Genomic DNA, 16,545 nt, shown 5'->3' with positions numbered 1-16,545 from the left:
ATGGAGTGTTTGCGGCGATGCGCAAGACATTGGCACTGCTCAGTTTGCTGCTTTTTACCACCCCCGCCTGGGCGGAACCGCTGCGGATCACCGCCCTTGGCGACAGCCTGGTGCAGGGCTACGGGCTGCCACAGGGCCAGGGCCTGGTGCCGCAGCTGGAGCGCTGGCTGAACGGGAACGGCGCCGATGTCAGGCTGCAAAACGCAGGCGTCTCCGGTGACACCACCGCCGGCGGGGCAGAGCGCGCCGAATGGACCCTGTCGGACACTCCAGACGGGCTGATCGTGCTTCTGGGCGGCAATGACATGCTGCGCGGGCTGGCGCCTGAGGAGGCGCGCGCCAATCTCGAACGCATCCTGCAAACGGCACAGGCCAAGGGGATTGAGGTCCTGCTGATCGGCATGAAGGCCCCGCGCAACTATGGCCCGGATTACAAGCAGGCCTTTGACGCGATCTATCCGGAACTGGCGGTTGAATACGGCGCGGTACTGCACCCGGATGCCTTTGCCGGCATCGCCGCTGAGGCGGGCAACGACCCCGCCGCGGCGCAGGCGTTCATGCAGGACGACGGCATACACCCCAACGCCCGCGGCGTTGCGCTCAATGTGGCCGCGATCGGCCCGGCTGCGCTGCAGCTGGTGGCGGCCATAGACCGCTGAAAACAGCCCCGGCCGTCAGGGCTGTTTGGAAATTTCGGTACAAATCAGAGGGTCAGGAGACCAGCGCGATATCCACTGCGGATTCGCGGCCGTCGCGGCCTGCGCGCAGCTCATAGGTCACTTTCTGATTGTCTGCCAGGCCGGTCAGCCCGGAACGCTCTACGGCGGAAATATGGACAAATACGTCCTTGCCGCCTTCTTCGGGTGCAATAAAGCCGTAGCCTTTGGTGGTGTTGAACCATTTGACGGTGCCAGTGGCCATCGTCGATTACTCCTAAGTCGTCTCAGTTCTCTGCCCGCTTATGCGGCAGTCCGGCAAGGTTTGCAGATGGTCATTACCGCGCCGGGTAGGGTACAGTGATGGCATTCGCGTAACATCGCCGTGACAGAATTGGTTACGAATCCCCTTCAGCGCAAGAAAAATGCGCGGTGACGCGGGGTTCCGGAGCAGATTCCGGCGGTTGTGCGCCTAAGAATCTGTCACTTGTGCGGCTATAGCACAGTCACCACTGTGCCCAGCGGCACCCGCTCGTACAGGTCCACCACATGCTCGTTAAGCATCCGGATGCAGCCGTTAGACACCGAATGGCCGATGGTTTGCGGCTGGTTGGTGCCATGGATTCGGAAATAGGTGTCGACCCCATTCTGGAACAGGTACAGCGCCCGGGCCCCCAGCGGGTTGTCCGGCCCGCCCGGCTGGATGTAGTCGTTGTCGATGAACTTGGCATAGGCCCGCGGATCGCGCTCGATCATCTCGTCGGTGGGGCGCCAGGTCGGCCAGACCTTCTTGCGTTCGATCACCGCCTTGCCGGTGAATTCCAGCCCCGCCTTGCCGACACCGACGCCATAACGGATCGCCTTGCGCTTGTCGGTCACGAAGTAGAGGTAGTAGGACCGCGGCAGCACCAGGATCTGGCCGGGGGCAAAGCCCTTGCGGATCCTCACTTCCTGCGGCGTGGGGTCAAAGGGGGCAGGCTCTTTCTTGCGGGCCAGCGCCGGCAGCGGAAGCAGCGTCGCAGCTGCGACTGCGGTGCCCGCGGTCAGAATTTTCCGGCGTGAAAACATGGCCAAACCTCCGAACGTCAATTGCAACTCCCTTTCATCTTCCGGCGGCCGCGGCAGGCGGTCAACGGGTTTCGGCGGATGCGATGCAAACTGTTGCATGGGCGGGTGCCGCGGCTATACCGGGGCAAACAGCCAAAGGAGCCGTCATGGGCGTCAAGACCCTCACCTGCCTGACCTGCGCCCAGCTCAACCGGGTGCCGGGGGAAAAACTGGGCAGCGGTCCGAAATGCGGCAGCTGCGGCGCGGCGCTGATGCCATCCAAGCCCGCGGACGTGGACCCGGCCAAGCTGCAGAAGGCGGTGCAGAACGACGATGTGCTGCTGGTGGCGGACTTCTGGGCGCCCTGGTGCGGCCCCTGCCGGATGATGGCGCCGGAATTTGCCAAGGCCGCCCAGGCCCTGGCAGGCCGCGCGCGGCTGGTCAAGCTCAACACCCAGGACCATCCCTCCACCGGTGCCCGCTACCGCATCCGCGGCATCCCGGCGCTGATCGCCTTTGAGCGCGGCAAGGAAAAGAAACGCCAGGCCGGCGCGATGCGGTCAGGGCAGATCATCAGCTGGCTGCGCGGCTGATCCCTCGGGGCTTCAGCCACCGGGTCCCGCCCTGTTCCGCGCCGGTGTCAGAACAGGCCCGGCCCGGGGCCGCAGCGGACCTTGGGGCCTTTGCCCGCGCCCACGCCGTGCCCGCGGCTGCCGATACTGCCGCTCCGCCACAGCTGAAAGGCAAGCATTCCCAGCATCAGAACCACGGCTGCCACAGGGTACGGGAGCACAACCAGCCACACCGGCCAGGCGCCGATCATGATGGCGACAATGGCCAGCACAAGGCCGCCCAATGCGCCGAATAATGCGCTGATCCAGGCGCTGATCCAGGCCATGCAGCCCTTTCCCCTCATGTCCCCTACCCCAAGAAAGTAGGGCGCCGCCTGCAGGCAGGCAACTGGGCAAGGGATACTTCTGCGCGATCTGTCCGGAACTGGTTATATCAAGGGTGGTGCGTCCGGCTGCTGTCCGGATGCGCTGCCGCCCGGTTCAGGCGGCGGCCGCCTGACCGCCGGGGGGCATCCCGCTGCCGGGCCCCGCTGCCGCGCTGCGCCAGTAAAGCAGGGCGGTTGCCAGCACAGCCACCGTGGCGCCTGCTGCCGGATAGATTACAAGGCAGGCCCACCAGGGCAGCCCGGCGATGGCATAGCTCATCACCGCGGTGCACAAGCCCGTAACCATGCCCAGAATGACACCTGCCCAGGCCATGACGCCCTCATTCCTCCGCGCAGCACGGACCCCATGTCCGGCTGCTCCTGCGCATCATCCAGGCAGGAGTGTTATCAAAAGGTTGATTTTCCGGGGATGCCGGCAATCCTGCGTGAATAATCTGAACGCGGGCCCTATTTCGAGGTCAGCGCCACCCCGTCCCTGGCTTTCGGCATCCGGCCCTTGCCCTGCTGCAGCACATGCGCCAGCTCATGAGCCAAGAGCTGGGAATCCTTGGCAAAGGCCGGCTTCATTACATAGACGTTGTTGCCGACGGTAAAGGCCTTGGCCTTCAGCTCCCTGCAGACGTCCTTGGCATTGCCGCCCATATGCACCCGCACCTTGCCGAGACTGCCGCCGAAATGCGCCTCCAGCCCCTTGCGCAGATCGCCGGGCAGTTTCTTTTCCGTGGTGCCTTCCGGCGCGGTCTTCAGCTTCTTGCGCTTGGCCTTTTTGCCCTTGGTCGCCTCGACCTCTGCCTTCACGTCTTCCGGTTTCAGAGCCATGGGGGATCCTTTCCAATGCTTTAACCAACAAAGGGCGCGCCAGGGCGCCTGCCGCGATGGTAGCGCAGAGCGGGGAAAGCGCAAAATGGAGGGGGGCTATCCCATTGGGACGAGGCGCGCAGCGGCACGGCCCGCGTCTGAAATTCCCGTCATGCCGGAGGCATGCTTCCAGCAAGACGAAGGCGCATTCGCACCCACCCAAGATCAGGCCTGGGCCTTGTGTATCGCCACATGGCTTTCAGGCGAGAAAGGGCGTTCTCAAACAATTTAGGGAAGCATTCCAGAAGCCGTTTCAGACGGTCAGTTCAACCGGTTTTGCAGAATTCTTCCGGATGGCTCTCAACATATTTTACCATTTGGAGTGCCAAGCCGGGTTCAAAAGTTTCGGCTTCCAAGCGCTGACCGGCTGGGGAACGCAGCATTGCGTCTTTCATTTCGGTATTGGCGCGTCTCATTGCTGAGCGAAATTCACTATTACGCGCGTCCCCGGGAAACGAATCCAGATGACTAAGAATAGCGGTGATTTCACTAGCGACGCGCTCCACATCGTCCGCTATTTCCGTTTGGTTGAGCTTCCTCAGGCAAGATACTACGTCGGCTGACATGAAACCTGCATTTCCCATGAATTGCGGGAAACCTCCGTTCAAGATCTGGGCGCGGAAGTACTCCAAGCAGAAGAAGGTCATTTGCCCTTCGGTCAACAGCCCTTTGGCAACCAATTCCCTTAGCGAATCCAGCTTGAAGGCTTCCAGGGCAGTCCAGACTTCCTCTGAGGCAAATTCTCCAAGAAGCCTGTCGTAATAATCTTCGATCCTCAGATCGATGTCGCTTTCGGGAGACAGAAAATCTGCCTCCCGGATTGTTGGCTTCGGCAGGATCAATTGATTTCCTGCCAAAAGCCGCTTCAGCCAGTTCACCGCACAAACTTCTTGTGCTTCAGGCGCTTGGGCTCCAGCGCATCCGGTCCCAGGCGGCGCTTCTTGTCCTCTTCGTAGTCCTCGAAGTTGCCCTCGAACCACTCCACATGCGCGTCGCCCTCAAAAGCCAGGATGTGGGTGCAGATCCGGTCGAGGAAAAAACGGTCGTGGGAGATCACCACGGCGCAGCCGGCGAAATCCACGAGCGCGTCTTCCAGCGCCCGCAGGGTTTCCACGTCCAGGTCGTTGGTCGGTTCGTCGAGCAACAGCACGTTGCCGCCCTCTTTCAGCAGCCGCGCCATGTGCACGCGGTTGCGCTCACCGCCGGACAGCAGCGACAATTTCTTCTGCTGGTCGCCGCCCTTGAAATTGAAGGAGGAGCAATAGGCGCGGGAGTTCACCTGCGCGTCGCCCAGCTCGATGATCTCGGCACCGCCGGAGATTGCTTCCCACACGGTGTCGTTGTCGTTCAGATCGTCGCGCGACTGGTCGACATAGGAGAGCTTCACGGTGTCGCCGTATTCGACCGAGCCCACATCGGGCTGCTCCTGGCCGGTCAGCATCTTGAACAGGGTGGATTTACCGGCGCCGTTGGGGCCGATCACGCCGACGATGCCGCCCGGCGGCAGCGAGAAGTCGAGGCCCTCGATCAGCTGCTTGTCGCCATAGTGCTTCGCCAGGCCGTTGACCTCGATCACCTTGGAGCCCAGGCGCGGGCCGCTGGGGATCACGATCTGGGCGCGGCCGACCTTCTCACGCTCGGACTGGCTGGCCATTTCGTTATAGGCGGCAATACGTGCCTTGGACTTCGCCTGGCGGGCTTTCTGGCCCTGGCGCATCCACTCCAGTTCGCGCTCCAGCGTCTTCTGCTTGGCCTTGTCCTCGCGGGCTTCCTGCTCCAGCCGCTTGGCCTTCTGCTCCAGCCAGGCGGAATAGTTGCCCTCGTAGGGAATGCCGCGGCCGCGGTCGAGTTCCAGGATCCAGCCGGTGATGTCATCCAGGAAGTAGCGGTCGTGGGTGACGCAGAGGATGGTGCCCTTGTAGTCGATCAGGTGCTGCTGCAGCCAGGCGATGGTCTCGGCGTCGAGGTGGTTGGTCGGTTCGTCGAGCAGCAGCATGTCGGGCGCTTCCAGCAAGAGCTTGCAGAGCGCGACGCGGCGGCGCTCACCGCCCGACAGGTTGGCTGGCATCGCGTCATCCGGCGGGCAGCGCAGCGCCTCCATCGACACGTCCACCTGGCTGTCCAGGTCCCACAGGTTTTCCGCATCGATGGCGTCCTGCAGCTCGGTCATCTCGGCCATCAGCTCGTCGGTGTAGTTCTCCGCCATCTCCACCGCGATCTGGTTGAAGCGGTCGACCTTGTCCTTCTTGGCCTGCACCCCCAGCATGACGTTTTCGCGCACGGTGAGGCTCTCATCCAGCTGCGGCTCCTGCGGCAGGTAGCCGACCTTGGCACCCTCGGCGGCCCAGGCCTCGCCGGTGAAATCCTTGTCGAGGCCGGCCATGATCTTCATCAGCGTGGACTTACCGGCGCCGTTGACGCCGACCACGCCGATCTTCACGCCGGGCAGGAAGGAGAGATGGATGTTTTCAAAGCATTTCTTGCCACCCGGGTAGGTCTTGGAGACACCCTGCATGTGGTAGACGTACTGGTAGGAGGCCATGTGCTCGCTCCGTTAAGGGGGAAATTCGCTGGCGGGAGTGATAGCGGATGGGCGGCGGCGGGGCAATGCGGGATGCAGGCCTGCGCGAGGGGGTGCCAGGCGTGCATCCCCTGTACACCCCTTGTGCACCGGGTGGTGCCTCAGGCACCGCGCCCGGTCAGCCGAGAAAAGCACGCGATAGTTCGCTGCCTACGTGAAGTGGCAGGGAGGAGCCTTGTTCTAGTTGAATGTGTTCAGAAGTTTTTCTGTAACAGACGGGCTGTCGATAATTATACCTTCTTGTTGCACCCTGCGCGCAACACGCGGCATCAGCTTGGCGACCGCCAATTGGCCGACCTCTCGGCCCATTTCGGCCCCGTTGGCCATCAGGGCAGGCGTCTTTTTGATGAGAGCCTGTCCTGGAGCCGTCCGGTAAAAAGCAGCGATGCCTTGGATTTCGCTTCGACTGAAGAGATCCAGGTAGATGTCCTTGGTAATATCCTGCATTTCTTCTGTGAAGCCCGCGATAAACTCCTCCATAATAATGTCCATAAACGAGTCCAGGTCGCTGATCCTGATACCTTTTTCTTGCAGATCGTTTTTCATGGCACTCAGGAGCAGCTGTCTTTGCGATTGCAAAGCAGCTTCGAACAGTTCAACTGTCACAGTTTCGGTGACAATGAAATCAAGATCTTCGTTCACACCTGCCATTGCAGGACCGGAAATGAGGGTGCTGAAAGCAATCGACGCGGCAATATTTTTAATATTGAGCAAAAGTTGGTCTCCACAGGAAGCGGGGCTGAAAGGAAGCTGTTTACACTAATACCTGAACCGGAGGTCAATGTACTCCCGGAGACTACTTTATAATCGAGAGTGCCAGCATCTTATTTGAAGATGGTTTTGCAAAGGTTTTTTAAACCTTCCCAACGCCATCACCAGAGGACCGTCTATGCTTTCGAGCAGCTCCGGCGGCTTGCCTTCGGTCTGCATGCGATCCAGCCTGTCAGGCTTCTGTCCGTCTTCTCCTAAACGCAGAGCGCCCAATCCCCTCAGATCTTCCACTTCTTCTTGACGCTGTCCGGGATCGGATACACCAGCTTGCGGTCGTCGAAGTGGTGGCATTTGATGCCTTCACTGTTCTTGCGCGGCTCGCGCACATATTGCAGGCAAGTCTTCAGCGCTTCGATGATCTTGGCGTCGGTCTTGGTGGAGATGTCGACCGCCCGGCCGGTCAGATGGCGTGAGATCTGGTCCCATTTCGCCTTCTTGAACATGCAGGCGACAAAGCCCTTCTTGTCGCCAGCCTGCACATAGCCGTCCAGCTCCAGCCGGAAATCCTCGTTGTTGCGCAAGTAGATGTAGATCTTGCCGTGCTCCAGGTGGCCGTTCCAGCCCTTGTACATGGCATTGGCCTGGCCTTTCTTGTCGCGCAGGCCGGACACCACATTGATGGTCTGCCCGTAATAGGAGGAGACATCAAACAGCACGTTGAGGATCGCTTTCTTCACCCCGCCGGTTTTGCCTTCCAGCCGCCCCGGCTTGCACAGCCCGCCGGTGTCGATGGTCTTGATGACATTCTCCGCCGCTTTCTTCTTGGCCTCCTTGACGGCCTTTTCCGCCGCCTGCTTGGCCGCCTTCTGCGCGTCCTCGCCCTTCTTCTCGCCCCTGGTAAAATAGCTGTCGTAGAGCGAGGTGGCATATTCCTCGATGTCGTCCAGCAGCGCGGCCCAGCCGCCCTTGTCCAGCGACTTGGATTTGGCCTCCTTCATAACCGCGTCCTTGGCGGCCTTCACGGCCTGGGCCTTGGCCTCCTGCTTGGCCTTTTCGTCCTGCTTTTCCTTGGCCTTCTGCTCGGCCTTGGCCTTGGCCGGGCCCGCGTTCAGCTTCTTGATCGTGTTCTTGCCGGGGTCGATGCGGTAGTCGGGCTTGAAGCCGCAGACCTCCTGCTGGAACTGGCCGATCATCTTCTCCAGCACCGGTGACGGGGCGCCGTCGGTCTTGACCTTCTTGATGCCGGCTTTGCCGGCAAAGGCATTCAATAATTGCTGTACGGTTTTGACGTCTTCGGGCAGGTTCTTGCCCTTGCGCCCGACGGAGGCGGAAAGCTTGGCAACCATGGTGAACTCGCAATTTGGAACCTGCGGGCGTGAAACAATACCCGCGCAATAAAATTCTACACCCAAAGCGGTGTGTCAGGCAATCTGCGCAGGGTTGTGCGCCGCCATCGCGGGGGACGATTGATCTCAGCCGGAATCTATGCGCATCAAGGCGTTCATGGTTTGCAAGCTGCCGCATATCCGCCCGGGCCAAAGCGTCGGGCTGCTCGGGGGGTCCTTTGATCCGCCTCACCGCGGCCATGCGGCGATTTCCCATGCGGCACTGAAACGCTTCGGGCTGGATCACCTGTTCTGGCTGGTGTCGCCCGGCAACCCGCTGAAGGCCCGACAGCCGGCACCGCTGGAGCGGCGGATCGCAGCGGCAGAGGGCCTGATCCGGCACCCGCGCATCCACATCACCGGCATCGAGGCCGCGCTGGGCACCCGCTACACCGCCCAGACCCTGCGGCATCTGCGCCGCCGCCATCCCGGCGTGCGCTTTGTCTGGCTGATGGGGGCCGACAACCTGACCCATTTCCACCGCTGGAAGGACTGGCAGCAGATCCTGGACACGGTGCCGGTGGGGGTGCTGGCGCGGCCCGGCGACCGGATCTCGTCCCGGTTCTCCCCGGCGGCGCGGGTTTACCGCCATGCCATGCTGAAAGGCAGCGAAAGCCATCTGCTGGCGCAGGCCGAAAGCCCGGCCTGGTGTTTCGTGAACCTGCCGATGGTGGATGTGAGCTCCACCGCGCTGCGCGCCCGCGGCACCTGGTCAGCGGCGCAGGAGGGCTGAGGCCAGCCCGGCGCTGAGCACCACCGCCAGCCCTCCCCAGGTCCAGGCGTCGGGCAGCTGGCTGAACACCGCCCAGCCCAGGCCGACCGCCGCCACCAGCTGGAAATAGACCATCGGCGCCAGTTTCACCGCCTGCACCCGGTCATAGGCAAACAGCAGCAGGAGGTTGCCCGTCATCGAGAACGCTGCACTCCCCACCGTCAGCGCGGCGGTGGAGGGGGTGAACTCCGGCAGGCTGGCCAGGCCCAGCGGCAGCATCAGCAAGGCCGACAGCAACAGCTGCGTCAGGCTCAGCTCCAGCGGTGTGCCCACATGCGCCAGCCAGCGCGAACTGGTCAGGAAGCCGCCGCAGAAACAGCCCGCCAGCACTGCCCAGAGCAAGTTGACGGAGCCGCCGAACTCCGGCCGCACCACCATCAGAACGCCAACGAACCCCAGCGCCATCAGCAGGCTGCGCAGTGCCGTCGCCTGCTCGCGCAGCAGCAGCACCGACAGCACATAGCTGACCACCGGCCCGATGAAGAAGGCGGCAAAGACATTGGCCAGCGGCTCGCTCTGCAGCGCCAGCTGGATCGAGAAGATGCCACCGGTCAGCAGCCCGGCGCGCAGCCACAGCCGCCAGTCGCCCAACAGGGAGAAGGCGCGGCGCGGCACGAAGGGCAGGATCAGCGCGGTGCCGATGGCAAAGCGCGACCAGGCGACAAAGGCGGGTGTCGCCAGCCCGGCGCCGGTCAGCAGTTTCCCGCACAGGTCGCCTGCGGGGATCATTGACATGGCCGCGAACATGAGGATGAGTGCCTGCAACATGGCTGCCAGCGGTAGCAGGACTTGCCAGTGTGAAAAAGCCCGGACCTTGCGGCGCAAAGCTGCGGATCGGGGATTGAAGTAGAGCCGCTCCTGATCCTAAAAATGAACAAGATGACTTCACGCCGGACATTCCTCCTTTCCGGGCTTGCCGCTTTGGCAGGCACTTCGGCGCTGGCCAATGCGCCGGCCGTCTCGCTGCGGCCTGTTGCCCGCAAGGTCAGCTCGCTGGCGGCCGGTGCCGATGGCCTCAGGGCGCTGATTGAACGCGCCGGCCTCAGGGGTGAGGCGGTCTGCGCGGTGGCGGATGTGAAGACCGGCAAGCTGCTGGAAGCCTCCGGCGGCTCCCAGGCTTTGCCGCCCGCCAGCGTCGCCAAGGCGCTGACAGCGCTTTATGCGCTGGACGTGCTGGGGGCGGACCACCGGTTCGAGACCCGCATCCTCGCCACCGGCGGCGTGTCCGGTGGTGTGGTCAAGGGCGACCTGATCCTGGCCGGCGGCGGCGATCCGCTGCTGAACACCGACCATCTGGCGCTGCTGGCGAAAGCGCTGAAGACCGCCGGCGTGCGCGAGGTGCGCGGCAAGTTCCTGGTCTGGGACGGCGCGCTGCCGTCGGTCAAAACCATCGACCCGGACCAGCCCGACCATGTCGGCTATTCCCCCGCGGTGTCCGGCATTTCGCTGAACTTCAACCGGGTGCATTTCGAATGGAAGCGCGCCGCCAGCGGCGGCTGGGCGATCACCATGGACGCCCGCACCGAGAAATACCGCCCCGAGGTGGCCACTGCCCGGATGGAGATCCAGTCCCGCGCGGTGCCGGTCTATACCTATGCCGAAAAGGGCGGGGTGGATCACTGGACCGTCGCCTCCAAGGCGCTGGGCAAGGGCGGCGCCCGCTGGCTGCCGGTGCGCAACCCGGCGGCCTATGCGGGTGACGTGTTCCGCACCCTGGCACGCGCTCACGGCATTAAACTCTCAAAGCCCAAGGAAACCCGCACGCTGCCCTCCGCCACGCTGCTGGCCCAGCACCGCAGCCCGCCGCTGGATGTGCTGCTGAAGGCGATGCTGAAATATTCCAACAACCTGATGGCCGAGATGATCGGCATGTCCGCCACCGCCGCACGCGCGGGCCGCCCGGCCTCGCTCAAGGCGTCAGCCGCGGAGATGATCCGCTGGGCCGCGGGCAAATACGGCATGTCCGGCAGCCAGCTGGTGGATCACTCCGGCCTTGGCGGCGACTCGCGGATGACACCGGCGGATCTGACCGGCGCGCTGGTGGCCGCCTACAAGGCGGGCCAGCTGAAGCCGCTCTTGAAACCCTTCCAGATGCGCGACGCCAAGGGACGCACCGTCAAGGGCCACCCGATCAAGGTCGCCGCCAAGACCGGTACGCTGAACTTCGTCTCCGGCCTCGGCGGCTTCATGACCGCGGCGGACGGCAACGTGCTGGCCTTTGCCATCTTCACCGCGGATCAGAAGACCCGCGGCCGCCTGACCCGGGCGCAGCGCGAACGCCCCGAGGGCGCCCGCAGCTGGAACCGCCGCGCCAAGCAGCTGCAGCAGCAGCTGATCGAGCGCTGGGGCGCGGTTTACGGCAGTTAGGCTCTGACTGGTCTGGGAAAGTTTTCACTTTCTGGACATTTTCGCTGGGCCAGTTTGTAGGCAGACCGGCGGGCAGCATCTGCCTGCCCGGAGTGCGAAGGACCAGACCATGACTGAGCGTATCAATGAACACGGCCAGCCCATCGGCGCCCCGCTGCCGGACTGGCAGGGCGCGCGCCTGCCCGGCCACGAGCAGCTGACAGGGCGCTACTGCCGGGTGGAACCGCTGGACGCCGCGCGCCACACCGCAGATCTGTTTGCCGCCTTCAGCCAGGACCCCGGCGGCGCGATCTGGACCTATATCCCCTGGGGGCCCTTCGGCACGGAGCAGGAGCTGCGCAGCTGGATCCAGGGGGCCAGCGGCGTTGATGCGCAGCCGTATTTCGCCATCGTCAGCGGCGCCAGCGGCCGGGCCGAAGGTGTCGCCAGCTATATGCGGATCAAGCCGGAGCACGGGGTGATCGAGGTCGGCGGCATCACCTATGCCCCGTCGCTGCAGCAGACGCCTGCGGCGACAGAGGCGATGTTCCTGATGATGGCGCGGGTGTTCAATGATCTGGGCTACCGCCGCTATGAATGGAAATGCGACGCCCTGAACGCCCCCTCCTGCCGGGCGGCGGAGCGGCTGGGCTTTACCTATGAAGGGCTGTTCCGTCAGGCCGTTGTCTACAAGGGCCGCAACCGCGACACCGCCTGGTATGCGGTGCTGGATAGCGAATGGCCGCGGCTGGAGGCGGCTTATGCCGAATGGCTCGACCCCGGCAATTTCGACGCGCAGGGACAGCAAAAACAGAGCCTAAAAAGGCTAATTGCAGCCCACAGGGGGTAGTGGGGGCGCCCTCACCCCAGCGCCGCCGCGATCTCTTTTGCCAATTGCTTCACCCGCTGCAGACGGGCGCTCAGCGGGCGGCCCTTGCGGCAAGTGAGCCATAACCCGTTACGCTTCGGTTTGGGGAGCGGGATCACCGCCAGCATGTCCCGCTGGGTGTAGGCTTCAACCCCGCTGCGCGGCAGCAGCGTGTATCCGATACCGCGCGCGACCGGGTCCAGGATCTGGCCTATCTGGTTGATATAGGTCCGGACGCGCAGCCGGTCGGTGCCCTGATAAGCATCCGGGAAATTCTGTGACAGAAGCTCGTCCGCATGGGCAAATCCATCAGGATGGGCGACAAAGCCGTGCGCCTCCAACGTCGCGAACGTGACCGGAATGCCCGCATCCCGAACAGGCAGCACGAGGCACAGTTCCTCCTCCCCCAAGTGCTCCGCCTCCAGCCGGGGGTGGCTGGGGTCGTGGTCCAGAATGCCCAAGTCGAACGCACCGTCCAGAAGACCGCGTTTTATGGCTGCTTGCGGCGCCGCCTCCAGATGTGCCGCAAGGTCCGGCGCGGTCTCCAGCATGGTCAGAATACGGGGGTACCAAAGCATCGCAAAGCTGCCGGAGCAGGCAATCCGCAACTCTCCGGCATCGGGGCTGTCGGTGGCTATTGCCTCCCTCAGACGGCGCTCCTCGTCGCGCCGCGCCTGCCCCAATGCCCGTACCGCCTCCCCGGCTGGGGTCAGCGAAAAGCTCTTGCCGTCCTGCGCGATCAGCTTCTGGCCCAGCTGCGCCTCCAGCTTTCGCAGGTGCTGCGAGACGCCCGGCTGGGTCATGTTCAGGCGCTGAGCGGCACGGGTGAAATGACCGGTTTCAGCCAGCGTTGTGAAGGTTTCGAGCCAGGTGGCGTTCAACATCAATCATGTCAATTCATTATCATTTTCATCCAAAATGATAATTTCACATAAGGCGAGTGCGTGTCTACCTCTCTGGCATCCCAAGCATGAGGAGACCAGAAATGACCACCACACCCAGAACTTTCTCACATATCGGCCTGTCGGTGCCGGACCTGGAAGCAGCCGTGAAGTTCTATTCGGACGTCATGGGGTTCTACGTGCTGATGCAGGCCAGCGAAGTTGCCGAGGACGGCAGCGCCATCGGGCAGATGTGCACTGATGTGTTCGGTCCCGGCTGGACCCGCCTGCGCATCGCGCATCTGTCTACTGCGGACGGCATCGGCATAGAACTGTTCGAATTTGAGGGTAACGAAGCGCCGGAGGATAACTTTCAGTACCGCAAGCACGGCACCTTTCATTTTGCTGTGCAGGACCCGGACGTCGAGGGGCTGCTGGAGAAGATCGTCGCGGCCGGCGGCAAGCAGCGGATGCCGGTGCGGGAGTATTTTCCAGGCGATAAACCCTATCGCATGGTCTATGTGGAGGACCCTTTCGGTATCATCTTCGAGCTTTACAGCCACAGTTATGAGTTGACCTATTCCGCCGGCGCCTACAGCTGAGCGATGGCGTTGCCTCGTTCCCTGCGCCGGGCAGCGCCGAACTTTCCGCAGCCTAGGAAGGGTATCAGACCACGTGCCGCGCCCGAGCGCTATCTGCGTAATTCGCCACCCATTTCGCTTGGCCGCCACAAAACCGCTACGGGACTCGGAACCTGGCCAATCTGAACCGGGTGCCTGCCAGCGGCGCCCTGCTGTTCGTGGGGGCGCCTGCGCACCGCGGCGGTTCCGGCGGGCCGGACCGCATTCTGGCGCTGTCCTGATATGAAACGGCCGGCGCGGGGCGTGCGCCGGCCGGGTCCCCGGAATAAAAGTGCTCAGGTGCCGGACGGTTCCAGCCTGCCGGCCTCGCGGCGCATCATTTCCTTGGCCAGGTCGCTGAGGATTTCCATACTGAAGCCGCCCAGCTGGCGGTGGCGGTCCTGCAGTGCTTCCCAGATGTCCTCGCGCCGGATGTTGTCAAGCAGCTCATGGCCGTTCCAGGTCAGGCCGCGGACATGCCAGTTGCCGTTCGAAAGCCGGCTGAACCGGGCCAGTCCGGCGCTTTCCAGCAGGCTCAGGTGATAGGCAAGCTTACGCGCCTCGGCATCGGGCAGGCAGTCCTCCGCGGGCAGCATCATCGCTTCGGCAGCGGATCGCGGCAGGGCGCAGAACGCTTGCCTGCCGCCCTCGATCTCGAGCAGCAGCCTGCGGATTTCACCAATGTCCCTTTGCCACGCGACCATGACCCGATTCCTGATAGGCGTCGAACTAGCGTCAAATGGGAATGGGGCAAATCTTTTGCAAGTTCGCGTTGTGCAGCCCTGCCATGCAGGGCGGGCAAGGGCAGCTGCGTAAAGCGGGCGCCGTCAGACCATGTGCCGGGCCCGCGCACCGCGCTCGATCGCGGCGGCATGCAGCCGGTCGATGTTCAGCTCGTAACGGACCTCCGCCAGGAATTCGAGCTCGGTCTCGCCCAGAACCCCGTCGGCCGCCGCCACGTCGCAGGACAGCGCATAGGCGGTTTCGAACAGCCGCTCCGGCAGGTCGCCGCGGATCAGCCCGAACAGCGCCTCCAGCCCGTCCTCCTGCTCGAACAGGTCGAACACGGTGCGGGAAATGCGGGCCACCCGGTCGATGTCGTAGTCGGCAAACACCGGCAGCATGTTGACCGCCGACTGGATCTTGACCAGCTCCGCGGTGCGGATGTTCTCGTCCGAGGCCGACACCGCCACCATCAGCGCCACCAGGCAGTCCTGCGGGGACATCGGGTGCGGGGTTTGCTCACTCATCGAGGCATCCTTTTCATGCTGCATGCTGCTGCAATCAGGATAGGTACAGGGCGGGGCAGGTTCAACTGCTGCCCGCGCCAAAGCCGCAAAAATCCGCCTCGGATTCAAGCTTGTGCGGAAAACCGGTACTGGATCTGCTCGAAGCGCGGTTCGGCAAAGCCATAGGCGAAGCGCAGCCCGTCCCGGCCCGCCACGGTGCCGTGCTCGGCGCCGCCGGGCACATAGATGGCCACGCCGGGGCGAATCTCGTGCGGGATGCCGTCGATGGTCACCACGCCGGTCCCCTCCAGGCCGAAATAGAACTCTGCCGGGTCATGGCGGTGCGGCGGCAGGCGGCCGCCGGGGCCGAACTCGGCAATGCCCAGCACCATGTCGCGCGGGGCGTCGTCGCTGCCGTTGATCAGCGTGCGCCAGCGCACCTCGCCATAGGCCGGATCGGTGCCGCCCGCCAGCGGCACCTGCGCGGCATCCACCGCCAGCGGCGCATGCGGCAGGTTGGAGGGCTGATGCAGCTGTTCCGCATCGCCCAGATCGGCAGCCAGGGTGGTCAGTTCTGCAGTCATCGCGGGTCTCCTCATCCTGCCGCCCAGTTAGAGGTCTTCCCGGCCTTCGCTCAATAGGGTAAAGCTGCACAGTAACATACGCTGAGGTTATGATAGATGGAGCGCCTTCCCAGCTTTTCCGGACTCACCGCCTTTTATGCCGCGGCGCGTCACGGCACCCTGACAGCCGCCGCGCAGGAACTGAATGTCTCGCAGCCCGCGGTGTCGCGCCGGATCGCGGCGCTGGAGGCGGACTTGGGCTGCGCCCTGTTCGACCGCAGCCGCAAGCCCGTGCGCATGACCCCGCAGGGCAAGGATCTTCTGCAGGCCCTGCACAGCGGCTTCGGGCAGATAGAGGCCTCCGTGGCCCGCCTGCGGCAAAGCGCACAGGGGCGGGTGGTGACGGTCTCGGCCCCGGCCGGCTTTGTCGCCTTCTGGCTGATCCCGCGGCTGGGCGCGCTGGAGGATGCCTTTCCCGGGGTGACCATCCGTATCCTGAGCCAGGAGTATGGAGAGGCGATCCGCCCCGGCGATCTGCTGATCCGTTTCGGGCTGCCGGAAACAGGCGCCGGGCAGGAGCTGCGGCTGCTGGGGGACGAGGTTTTTCCGGTGGCCAGCCCGTTGTATCTGGCGCGCCTGGGGATGGCCGCGGACCAGCATGATTTTGCCCGCATGACCCTGTTGACGATGGAGGCCGCCCGCAGCCAGTGGCATGACTGGCCCAGCTGGTTTCAGGAGGCGGGCTTGGCAATGCCGCCCGGCGCCCGCGCGCTCGACTTCAACTCCTATGCGATGCTGGTCAACGCTGCGCTGGCCGGGCAGGGGGTGTGCCTGGCCTGGGGCGGGGTGCTCGACAGCTTTCTGGACACCGGCGCGCTGGTGAGGCTGCAGGGGCCAAGCGCCAGCTCCGCGCGCGGCTACTTCGCCTCTGCCCGGGACGGGCTGGCGGCGGGGCGCGATGTGCGGGACATTCTGGCCTGGATCGCCGAAAAGGCAACCTAGCAAACGCCGCCGGGGCCGGTGATCATTGACTCATGCTGCACAGGCACAATAGAGGGAATGGCCGGATG

The 16,545-nt window shown here is 63.7% G+C and carries 21 protein-coding genes and 1 pseudogene; 8 read left to right on the top strand and 14 right to left on the bottom strand.

Annotation, left to right across the window (positions count from 1 at the left end):
• Positions 1-17 precede the first annotated feature (17 nt).
• Entirely contained in the window at positions 18-659 is a 642-nt protein-coding gene (locus tag GKC28_RS12850) for an arylesterase (RefSeq protein ID WP_174147299.1), read from the top strand.
• Between the two features lie 52 nt (positions 660-711).
• Here the strand turns inward: GKC28_RS12850 and GKC28_RS12845 are convergent, their stop codons facing one another.
• The gene (locus GKC28_RS12845) at positions 712-921 is read right to left on the bottom strand and encodes a cold-shock protein (RefSeq protein ID WP_027236435.1); all 210 of its coding nucleotides are present in this window, start codon (positions 919-921) and stop codon (positions 712-714) included.
• 230 nt (positions 922-1,151) lie between these two features.
• Positions 1,152-1,724, bottom strand: coding sequence for a L,D-transpeptidase (locus tag GKC28_RS12840; RefSeq protein ID WP_174147298.1), 573 nt, complete (start codon positions 1,722-1,724; stop codon positions 1,152-1,154).
• A gap of 146 nt (positions 1,725-1,870) precedes the next feature.
• Here GKC28_RS12840 and GKC28_RS12835 point away from each other — a divergent pair, with 146 nt between their 5' ends.
• The gene (locus tag GKC28_RS12835) at positions 1,871-2,296 is read left to right on the top strand and encodes a co-chaperone YbbN (RefSeq protein WP_174147297.1); all 426 of its coding nucleotides are present in this window, start codon (positions 1,871-1,873) and stop codon (positions 2,294-2,296) included.
• A gap of 47 nt (positions 2,297-2,343) precedes the next feature.
• Here GKC28_RS12835 and GKC28_RS12830 read toward each other — a convergent pair whose 3' ends face one another.
• The 7 genes from GKC28_RS12830 to GKC28_RS12800 form a co-directional block, all read right to left on the bottom strand.
• A complete protein-coding gene (locus tag GKC28_RS12830; protein ID WP_174147296.1) occupies positions 2,344-2,601 on the bottom strand; it encodes a hypothetical protein in 258 nt (85 codons plus the stop codon).
• Positions 2,602-2,755: 154 nt separating this feature from the next.
• Positions 2,756-2,974, bottom strand: a complete 219-nt coding sequence (locus GKC28_RS12825; RefSeq protein WP_174147295.1) for a hypothetical protein — start codon at positions 2,972-2,974, stop codon at positions 2,756-2,758.
• Between the two features lie 134 nt (positions 2,975-3,108).
• Positions 3,109-3,480, bottom strand: coding sequence for a DUF4157 domain-containing protein (locus GKC28_RS12820; RefSeq protein WP_174147294.1), 372 nt, complete (start codon positions 3,478-3,480; stop codon positions 3,109-3,111).
• A 305-nt stretch (positions 3,481-3,785) separates the two neighbouring features.
• Positions 3,786-4,397 carry a DUF4375 domain-containing protein gene (locus GKC28_RS12815; protein WP_174147293.1) on the bottom strand — a complete coding sequence of 204 codons (612 nt, stop codon included), beginning with the start codon at positions 4,395-4,397 and terminating at the stop codon, positions 3,786-3,788.
• Positions 4,394-6,061, bottom strand: a complete 1,668-nt coding sequence (ettA, locus tag GKC28_RS12810; RefSeq protein ID WP_174147292.1) for an energy-dependent translational throttle protein EttA — start codon at positions 6,059-6,061, stop codon at positions 4,394-4,396. The genes GKC28_RS12815 and ettA overlap by 4 nt, the downstream gene beginning before the upstream one ends.
• Positions 6,062-6,280: 219 nt before the next feature.
• Positions 6,281-6,814 (bottom strand): DUF2059 domain-containing protein, encoded by a 534-nt coding sequence (locus GKC28_RS12805; protein ID WP_174147291.1) that lies wholly within the window; start codon positions 6,812-6,814, stop codon positions 6,281-6,283.
• Positions 6,815-7,089: 275 nt separating this feature from the next.
• Entirely contained in the window at positions 7,090-8,157 is a 1,068-nt protein-coding gene (locus tag GKC28_RS12800; protein WP_174147290.1) for a peptidoglycan-binding domain-containing protein, read from the bottom strand.
• A 139-nt stretch (positions 8,158-8,296) separates the two neighbouring features.
• On the opposite strand from GKC28_RS12800, the gene GKC28_RS12795 reads away from it, so the two are divergent.
• Positions 8,297-8,929 (top strand): nicotinate-nucleotide adenylyltransferase, encoded by a 633-nt coding sequence (locus GKC28_RS12795; protein WP_174147289.1) that lies wholly within the window; start codon positions 8,297-8,299, stop codon positions 8,927-8,929.
• Here GKC28_RS12795 and GKC28_RS12790 read toward each other — a convergent pair.
• On the bottom strand, positions 8,909-9,736 hold the full coding sequence (locus GKC28_RS12790; protein WP_174147288.1) for a DMT family transporter: 828 nt from the start codon (positions 9,734-9,736) through the stop codon (positions 8,909-8,911). The two genes, GKC28_RS12795 and GKC28_RS12790, sit on opposite strands and share 21 nt — an antisense overlap.
• Before the next feature lie 111 nt (positions 9,737-9,847).
• Here GKC28_RS12790 and dacB point away from each other — a divergent pair, with 111 nt between their 5' ends.
• Both dacB and GKC28_RS12780 read left to right on the top strand, forming a co-directional pair.
• Positions 9,848-11,335, top strand: a complete 1,488-nt coding sequence (gene dacB / locus GKC28_RS12785; protein ID WP_174147357.1) for a D-alanyl-D-alanine carboxypeptidase/D-alanyl-D-alanine-endopeptidase — start codon at positions 9,848-9,850, stop codon at positions 11,333-11,335.
• Positions 11,336-11,444: 109 nt separating this feature from the next.
• Positions 11,445-12,164 (top strand): GNAT family N-acetyltransferase, encoded by a 720-nt coding sequence (locus GKC28_RS12780; RefSeq protein ID WP_174147287.1) that lies wholly within the window; start codon positions 11,445-11,447, stop codon positions 12,162-12,164.
• Positions 12,165-12,175: 11 nt separating this feature from the next.
• On the opposite strand, the gene GKC28_RS12775 is transcribed toward GKC28_RS12780, so the two are convergent.
• Positions 12,176-13,066: a LysR family transcriptional regulator gene (locus tag GKC28_RS12775; protein WP_174147286.1), complete on the bottom strand. Its 891-nt coding sequence runs from the start codon at positions 13,064-13,066 to the stop codon at positions 12,176-12,178.
• Between the two features lie 101 nt (positions 13,067-13,167).
• On the opposite strand from GKC28_RS12775, the gene GKC28_RS12770 reads away from it, so the two are divergent.
• Positions 13,168-13,665, top strand: coding sequence for a lactoylglutathione lyase family protein (locus GKC28_RS12770; RefSeq protein WP_174147285.1), 498 nt, complete (start codon positions 13,168-13,170; stop codon positions 13,663-13,665).
• A 92-nt stretch (positions 13,666-13,757) separates the two neighbouring features.
• Positions 13,758-13,925, top strand: a pseudogene (locus GKC28_RS26400) (cyclase family protein); the annotation flags it as partial.
• 54 nt (positions 13,926-13,979) lie between these two features.
• Here the strand turns inward: GKC28_RS26400 and GKC28_RS12765 are convergent.
• The 3 genes from GKC28_RS12765 to GKC28_RS12755 form a co-directional block, all read right to left on the bottom strand.
• Positions 13,980-14,387, bottom strand: a complete 408-nt coding sequence (locus GKC28_RS12765; RefSeq protein WP_174147284.1) for a DUF2513 domain-containing protein — start codon at positions 14,385-14,387, stop codon at positions 13,980-13,982.
• A 123-nt stretch (positions 14,388-14,510) separates the two neighbouring features.
• Positions 14,511-14,933, bottom strand: a complete 423-nt coding sequence (locus GKC28_RS12760; RefSeq protein ID WP_174147283.1) for a tellurite resistance TerB family protein — start codon at positions 14,931-14,933, stop codon at positions 14,511-14,513.
• Positions 14,934-15,037: 104 nt separating this feature from the next.
• Positions 15,038-15,496, bottom strand: a complete 459-nt coding sequence (locus tag GKC28_RS12755; protein WP_174147282.1) for a cupin domain-containing protein — start codon at positions 15,494-15,496, stop codon at positions 15,038-15,040.
• Between the two features lie 96 nt (positions 15,497-15,592).
• Between GKC28_RS12755 and GKC28_RS12750 the strand changes: the two genes are divergently transcribed.
• Positions 15,593-16,477, top strand: a complete 885-nt coding sequence (locus tag GKC28_RS12750; RefSeq protein ID WP_174147281.1) for a LysR family transcriptional regulator — start codon at positions 15,593-15,595, stop codon at positions 16,475-16,477.
• Positions 16,478-16,545: the final 68 nt, after the last annotated feature.

This window comes from Leisingera sp. ANG59 (assembly GCF_013317235.1).
GTDB lineage: Bacteria > Pseudomonadota > Alphaproteobacteria > Rhodobacterales > Rhodobacteraceae > Leisingera.
The sequence above is the reverse complement of the archived record's forward strand: the minus strand, read 5'-3'. Positions and strand labels throughout refer to the sequence as shown.